Origin of the sequence: Salipiger bermudensis (assembly GCF_019801965.1) — a bacterium.
GTDB classification, from domain to species: Bacteria; Pseudomonadota; Alphaproteobacteria; order Rhodobacterales; family Rhodobacteraceae; genus Salipiger; species Salipiger bermudensis_A.
In genome coordinates this window covers 52,053-58,250 of the sequence record NZ_JAHVIA010000012.1, presented here as the reverse complement: position 1 = coordinate 58,250, position 6,198 = coordinate 52,053, and the positions used below count along the sequence as shown (strand labels likewise).

General features: G+C 56.2%; 4 protein-coding genes. 1 reads left to right on the top strand and 3 read right to left on the bottom strand.

Features of this window, described 5'->3' with window-relative positions; genetic code table 11:
* On the top strand, window positions 1-170 hold a 170-nt coding region (locus KUV62_RS21675; protein ID WP_222602952.1), incomplete at its 5' end, for an integrase core domain-containing protein.
* A 344-nt stretch (window positions 171-514) separates the two neighbouring features.
* Here KUV62_RS21675 and KUV62_RS21670 read toward each other — a convergent pair.
* The 3 genes from KUV62_RS21670 to KUV62_RS21660 form a co-directional block, all read right to left on the bottom strand.
* Window positions 515-2,254: an ATP-binding protein gene (locus tag KUV62_RS21670; RefSeq protein WP_222605842.1), complete on the bottom strand. Its 1,740-nt coding sequence runs from the start codon at window positions 2,252-2,254 to the stop codon at window positions 515-517.
* A gap of 9 nt (window positions 2,255-2,263) precedes the next feature.
* Window positions 2,264-3,511 (bottom strand): DUF4297 family anti-phage-associated protein, encoded by a 1,248-nt coding sequence (locus tag KUV62_RS21665; protein WP_222605841.1) that lies wholly within the window; start codon window positions 3,509-3,511, stop codon window positions 2,264-2,266.
* A gap of 1,285 nt (window positions 3,512-4,796) precedes the next feature.
* Window positions 4,797-6,164 carry a methyl-accepting chemotaxis protein gene (locus KUV62_RS21660; RefSeq protein ID WP_222605840.1) on the bottom strand — a complete coding sequence of 456 codons (1,368 nt, stop codon included), beginning with the start codon at window positions 6,162-6,164 and terminating at the stop codon, window positions 4,797-4,799.
* Window positions 6,165-6,198: the final 34 nt, after the last annotated feature.

Genomic DNA, 6,198 nt, shown 5'->3' with positions numbered 1-6,198 from the left:
GCCTGAACGAGCACCTGTTCGCCAATCTGCGCCACGCCCACGAGTTGATCGCCGGCTGGCGCAACGACTACAACCATCACCGCCCCCACACGAGCCTCGACGGGCTCACCCCGTGGGAGTATCACCAACGGTCAGTAGAGGACCAAACCCTGAACAGAGCTAACTCATAAACGCGGACTCTATGGGGAGCAGGTCACTCACTCCAGCCGCTGATCATGCTCGGGTGAACGTCGTATTTGCGCGACAGCTCGGCCAGCGTCAGCTTCCCGCGGATCGCCTCCAACGCGACTTTATCCATAAATTACGTTGAATATTTCTTTCGCTTTGCCATTCTGAATGACCGGTTGAAGCCGACGTTGGAGTTTTGCCGCATCCGCGCCCGGAATGAGAAGCCCTGATCGTTGGCGGTCTAGCGGGTTTGGGGTTCACGGCCCGTGGGGCAGACCGGCTTCATTTGGTTCAGATCATTTATCCATATCGACAATCTAGACCTGTGATCCTTGATAAGCGCCCATCACCCTCGCCAGTTATCGGCACGCGTTTTGAAGTCGATCTCCTTCCACTCCGCTTTCCAAAGCGTGAAATATTTCACGTCACTGGACGACGGTTCGGGGTCGCATTTCTCCACATATACGACGCACGGCATGATGACAGCGTCACCGATAAGAATCGCCTCCCCTTGCTCCAGCGCGGGCATGCCCTCGGTCAAAGTGCCAAGCGTATCCGGCAGTAGTCGGCGGACATAGCTTTGATCATCGGGATTGGTAAGACGCATTGCCAGGAAGTTGGAGCATTGCGAAAAGATAGTCTCTGATATTTCAGACGGTCGTTGACTCGAAATCAGAAGGCTGATGCCGTACTTTCGGCCTTCCTTGGCTATGCGTTCGATGGCAGCCAGGGAAGCCTTATAGCGAGCGAGACCACTCTTTGGCGCGTACTTGTGTGCTTCCTCATACACCATCAGGAATGGTTGATCAGTTTTACTTTCAACGCGCCGGGCATAATAGCAAAAGTCGAACATAAGACGAGAGATCAGCGAAACAGTAATGCTGAGCAGTTCAAAGGGAATGCCACTGAGGTCGATGATTGTTACGTTCGACTCGCCTCCCGGCTTATAGCCGGTAAACTGTTCAAGCACCTGCTCCAAGGTCGCAGCTTGGGCCTTCGCGCCGAATATAAAGTCAAGCCGAGAGTTCGATATTTTTGATCTAATCCGCCGCTCGAACTTGTCGATGCTGCCGTCGGCGTAGGAGCCCTTGTTGATTTTGCTCCGTACAGGAGCAGCGAACTCGCGTAAAGCTTTGCAGTAGTGCTCCAGCTGCCCCTCAACATCATTGAATGTTTCGGTCGTGCCATCCTTAAACATGATATGCAGTGAGTTCTCAGCATCCTTTGTTTCGCGCGTCAGATTACGGAAAGCGTTCGCTACGTGCTGAATGTCATATCGAAGCGGACTGTCGAAGTTGACCTTCTCGACTGCAGGATTGCTGATCTTCTTTGCAATAGTCACCACGGAACGAAGCAGTGACTCCTGATTGTAGTTGTTGTTGTCCCCGGACTCCAGGAACATGTCCTCCATCTCGTCTTCGTTGAGAAGCCAATATGGCAGAAAGAGGTCATCGACAGTGATGATATTCGCCTTTGGAAAAGCCGCAGCATATTCGGAGTGAAGATCGAAAATCAGGATATGAGAGTTGTTGAGACCTTGGTATTCGCCACTTTTAGCAGATACCGCCTTCTGCAGAACTGACGTCACACTCGACGATTTTCCCGACCCCGAGGCACCGACGACGGCAATATGTTTATTGAAGAACCTGTCGCCATGAACAGGCACGAATATATCACGTTGCCTAGCGAGTGACGAAAAGCAAAAGCGGTTTTCAGCGGCATAGCAGTCTGCATAGATAGCTGCGATTTCCGCTTTCGCTGCCGGGACGACCTTCTTTGGCGGAATGGCGAGTTCGTCACCACCACGATTGAACTTTCCGCCTTTAAGGGTTCCAAGAGGATACGCATCAATCATATAGACGCGCTTGTAGTCACCGCTGCCGTTGCCTTTCACCTCTTTCATCTCGATTGAAAAGCTTTCGATGATGCAGATGAGAGAAACGTTGTCATTGTCCGAGACCTTGAGAAAAGACCCAACGCGAAGAGACTCACCCGCCGCCTGGAAGTTCAAGAGATCATCGACGGCCACTCGAACTTTGTTGGGATAAACGGCGACAACCTCGGCATTGGCGACTTCCTCAGTCATTGTTCGTCCTCAGATAATTTTCGTGATTGTGGAGATGCTACTGACGGGGATCGAATACATCCGACTCTTTGGACCCGGCATAGCCATGGCTGCTGGGCGTTCAAGGAAGAAGTCATAGATATGGCACAACTTCCGTCCCACTCCGTTGAGAGCCTCCAGCAGCTGGTCAACGTCTTCGACAAAACGAATTTCGATCTGGTGGAATTCGGTTTGCGGGCTCTGAACGTGATCGTTGCGAAAGGGCGATCCGCGGTATGGGTAACCATCTACGAAAACGGTTCCAGTATCAAAAAGCTCATTCTTCACTTGCAAGATGAGTTTTTCATCCGCGCCGCGTAGCAGGATGAATGGCGCGTAGCGCTCGGAATTCTGGATACGGCGCTTTTTAGCAGAACTCCAATTATTACCAATTGCTCTGAGCTGGTCGCAGACGACCGAGCCGTCAGTCGCCCCATCGCATTCGATGCAGAAAACACGGACGACTCCTGCACCGTTTGTAGGCGAGAAATAGAGGTGTTTCATGTGCTTCGCATATTCGCTTGCTTCCTTCTCTCGGAGAAGCCAACGATTATGGACAGCTTGGGAGCCTTTCAGCCGTTCCTGCAGATCACGACGGGTGGTCTTGCGGTCGTTGTGATCTTTTTTCGTCGCTAGTGTCGCAATGTAATCGAGGGCCGCTGGATAATGAAAGCCTTCGGCCTCAAACGCTGAGACGCCTTGGTTTTTCCGTATTGCTTCGATGACAATGTTGCGATGCTCAGAAAATTCCGTCGAGATTTGTATGCTGAAGCTTTTGCAGAACGCCTCAATCAAATCGTCAGGCGCTATCGTACCGTCGAGTAGCGACTTTTTCTCATATGTTTTCGTGCCGTCAGCAGCTTTCACTTCCTTCCGGTATTCCATCACCGATTTGAAGCGCTCGACGGAAAGCTCACCAATTGCGATCTTAACTTCTGAAAAGTGCCCGTACAGAAGGTATTTTCGGCCCGCCCGCTGTGCTTCTTCGAGCCCATGGAAATGAACAAAGAGCTTATGCAGCGGATCACGTAGTACCGAGTCTGTCAGGTTCTGCTCCGCGTAGTATTTTACTTGGCCGTAAATCACGCCTTCATCGGTATAGCGGTCGAAATCTTCAATGCCCTCTACGACAACAATCTCGTCTAGGCCCGCGTTCAGGATTTCGAGCAACGCTGCGTCAAGCTGGTAGAAATACCCCCTAATTGAAGCTGTTGCTTCGCGTTTTTTGTCGACTTCCAACATCCCAATCCCGAATCGGCCCCTCAATTGACGTTATAGGGTTATAGGAGAGAAGAAGCGAGGGTGCGAGTGATCAGAATTGCCCCAACGGGACTGGTCCGAATATCGTGAAGGCGTCAATTGTGGCCGGGAGCTTCTCGGGTGGCGAGCCGAGCAGCGCATTGCCATCAATCGAAGAACCAAAGGCCGGTCATACACCAACTTTTAAAGTGGACCGCTCCGGTGGGGCTGATCACCCGAGGTGTTTGATCCCACGGTTTGATGGTGCGATCCTATCTTTGGATTGGAAGGATGCCGTGTGGGACAAGTTCGTCATGGAAGCGCCACGACAACACAGGCTGTCCGAGTAGCAAAACAGCGATCGCATGCTTCGCTCGCGCACCTGAGCCGAGAACTGGGGTTAACCCCAAGGCCGTCGCAAAGTGGCGGAAACGGGCAACGGTCGAAGACATGAAGACAGGACCATGCCAGCATGAATGGCTGCTCTGCTGTGTTTGCTGCGACGGCAAGGCTGTATTCTCACTGACTGCTCTCCTCCAGTAGCACCATCATGCGATGGTCTCTACTGCCTCTCGTGCTGCACCCGCAAACGGCGGCAATGTCCGCGAAGTATGACTTAGCCCATGCCTCGGCTTCGCAACCGCGGAGAATGGCCGTTCTTGGGAAGCTGCGCCGCAGCGGATGACGGTGGGACGGGCGTCTGGAAAGGGCCGGAACCAGACTTGCCTCGCGCCAGGCACGAAGGTCGGCTCTGGGCCGGGAACGACGGATGCTGCTTCCTGGTAGGTGTACGGATCGCTGCGGTGCCACAGGTCCGCTTCGAGCTCATGCCTCCCATTCTGTGTTATCCGAGATGCGCGCCTCGGGCCGAAGTTAGGCGGCGAACGTCGCGCGGAGATGCGGTAAATCCCAACGAAAATGTGGTCCACTTCGGTGCTAACCCATTGATCTCAATGGCGGCAACTCTCTCATGCCGTGGTCCACACTACCATTGTTTTTAAAAGGTTTTTCGAAATTTCTGGCATCCCTGCCGGGCCTACCAGATAGTTCTGCCTCAGGCGCTTCGGTCAAGACGCAGCGAGCAGGCATCCTGTATCACATCGGCCTTCGGTTTCGGCAAGCCCGCTGTCCCACGAGAACCAGTTCCGGGCCCCGTCCCCGCCCGCCTGTTCCGGATCCGGAGCCACGAGCTCAACGGCTCGCTGAGACGCTTAGAATGCGCGGCCCGCCAGCCCAGGACTGCAAATGCAAGGATCGGGCGACGCCGTGCGGCGCCGACGCGCCGCTACCAGCCCGCATTGGCCACCTTCGGTTCCACGGCGCGCTGCGGCATCGGCTCGGCCTCGAGACCGGCGATCCGGAAGACGCGCACCCCTTCCGACAGCGTCCGGCTGTTTTGCGTCAAGCTGCGAATGGCGCTGGCGGTCTGGTTGACCATCGCGGCGTTCTGCTGGGTCACCGTGTCGAGCTGCGAGATTGCGGTGTTGATCTCGCCCAGCGTCATGGTCTGCTCGTTGAGCCCGTGGACCACCTCGCGGATACGGTCGGAAATCCGGTCGACCCCGGAGAAGATATTGCCCAGCTCGCCGCTGGCGCGGCCCACCAGCTCGACCCCGGCCTTCACATGGATGCCGCTTTCGCTGATCAGCGCCTTGATCTCCTGCGCCGATTCCGCCGAACGCTGCGCAAGGGTTCGGACCTCGGAGGCGACCACCGCGAAGCCGCGCCCGGCCTCGCCCGCCCGCGCCGCCTCGACCCCGGCATTGAGCGCCAGAAGGTTGGTCTGGAAGGCGATGTCGTCGATCACCGAGATGATCTGAGAGATCGAATCCGACGAGGTCTCGATCCGTTTCATCGCCTCGGTCACGTCCTCGACCACCTTGCTGCTGCCCTCGGCCGCGCTCTTGGTCTCCTCCGCCTCGCGACCGACCTCGGTGGCGTAATCCGCGGCGGACTTGGCGTTGGCGTTGAGCTCCTCGACCGCGGCGGCGGTCTCTTCCAGGGTCGCCGCCTGTGTCTCGGTGCGCTGCGACAGCTCGTCGGAATTGTCACCGATCTCGGTGGCTGTGCTGTCGATCTCGCCCGACACGGTCTGCACCTGCCGGATCAGGCCGGAGATATGCTCGGCTGCGGCGTTGAAGGCATCGGCAAGCTCGCGCAGGCGATCCTGCGCGGTCAGCTTGACCCGGTGCGACAGATCCCCCGCGCTCAGCGCCTCGAGCCCGTCGGCAATGGCGCGGATCGCTTCGCGCTGGCCGGTGATCTCGGTGGCGATCTTGGTGATCCGCACCACCTCGCCCGCCTCGTCATAGACCGGCGCATAGGTGGCGCTGATCCAGATCACCTTGTCATCCTTGGTGATGCGCGGAAATTCGTCGGAGAAGAACTTGCCGGCGCGCAGATCCTCCCAGAATTTCTCGTAGGCCTCCGACTCCCGGTATTTCTTCTGCACGAAGATGCTGTGGTGCTTGCCGATCACCTCGCTCTCGTCGGGATATCCCAGAGCGTTCAGAAAATTCTCGTTGGCGCGCAGGATCGTGCCGTCAGGGGCAAAATGGATCACCGCCTGCGTCCGTTCGACAATCTGCAAGATGGCCTCGTCGCCCGTTACCTCGTGTTGGACCTTGTTCTTCGACGTGCGGGAAAACCACATCCCAGCGCTCCTTCAGGCAACTCCTGCAAGAGCC

Bases quoted from the DNA above. Each gene is read 5' to 3' on its own strand.
- KUV62_RS21660 (WP_222605840.1), bottom strand. From the start codon at position 6,164: ATGTGGTTTTCCCGCACGTCGAAGAACAAGGTCCAACACGAGGTAACG.
- KUV62_RS21670 (WP_222605842.1), bottom strand. From the start codon at position 2,254: ATGACTGAGGAAGTCGCCAATGCCGAGGTTGTCGCCGTTTATCCCAAC.